Below are 1224 nucleotides of genomic sequence, written 5' to 3' on the forward strand. Positions count from 1 at the left end.
AGAAAGGCGCGTTTATTGCTTTATCAGCGCTGGATGCAGGTAATTTGCTCTCCGTCGCCCAATCAGTCGGGGAACGCTGGCCGGATGCAAAAATCATTATTGCAGCAGATAACGACTGGCATTACCCCGACGAACTGGATAAACACGGTAAACCGAAAATGAATACCGGCAAAATCTCGGCAGAAAAAGCCACCCATGCAGTGAATGGCTGGCTTACATTGCCACCGGGTAATATCAAAGCTGACTGGGACGATTATCGGCAGTAACACGGCATTGAGGCGGCAAAGCAGGCATTCAGTGAGGGTTGCATCAGGTGGGAGAATATATGAACAGTAAAGCTACAGAGAATCGCAGCAATATAGAAACCCTCTACCCAAATCGCAAAACAAAGCTACCTCTTTCAGTCGGTTCGGAAGGCTTTGATGCTCAGTTGGACTACGTCGTTAAGGGCATCATTCCAGCACATTCCCTGTGCAGCATTTACGGCGCGAGCGGATCATATAAGAGTTTTCTGGCGGGAGCATGGGGCTGTCATATTGCCACGGGGAAGGCATGGGCAGGAAAACAGGTTGCTCAGAGTTCCGTATTGTACGTCGTCGGTGAAGGCGGGATCGGCGTGCCACAGCGCATCAAAGCATGGGAAATCGTTAATGGTCAGGCTGTTGAAAATATGTATCTGATCAATACGCCGGTCTTTCCGGCCTCTTCCGCCGAAGTGCATGAGCTGGTGATTGCTGCTCAGCAGGTTGAATCTGAAACGGGTCAGCCAGTACGCCTGATTATTCTGGATACCCTTGCCCGTTGTTTTGGTGGGGCTGATGATAATGATTCCAAAGACATGGGCGCTTTTGTCCGGGGCTGTGACGAGCTAAAAGCCAAAACAGGGGCAAGTATTCTAATTGTTCACCATTCAGGCAAAGACGAAAGCAAAGGCGCAAGGGGTTCCAGTGCGTTTCGGGCTGCGCTGGATGTTGAATACCGGATCAACCAGGAGGGGAACAAAGGCGGCGCACTGGTTATCACCTGCACCAAAATGAAAGATGCCGAAGAGCCGGAAACCCAAGCCTATGACCTGCGCGTAGTTGAACTCTTTACCGATAAAGACGGTGAAGATATTACATCACTGGCTCTGATTGACAGGCCGCGCGATCCGGTTGAAGAGGAAGAAATCGGTCTTGTCGCCAATAAAACCGATAATCATGCGGCATTGTGGCAGTGTATCCG

1 protein-coding gene and 1 pseudogene are annotated in these 1224 nt (G+C 50.5%); both read left to right on the top strand.

Features of this window, described 5'->3' with window-relative positions:
- Positions 1–266 (top strand): annotated as a pseudogene (locus FE394_RS19350) (DNA primase); the annotation flags it as partial.
- Positions 267–325: 59 nt separating this feature from the next.
- The coding region (locus FE394_RS19355; RefSeq protein WP_319927942.1) for a helicase RepA family protein at positions 326–1224 on the top strand (899 nt) is incomplete at its 3' end.

Source organism: Xenorhabdus littoralis, from assembly GCF_033949345.1.
In the GTDB taxonomy this organism is placed as follows: domain Bacteria; phylum Pseudomonadota; class Gammaproteobacteria; order Enterobacterales; family Enterobacteriaceae; genus Xenorhabdus; species Xenorhabdus littoralis.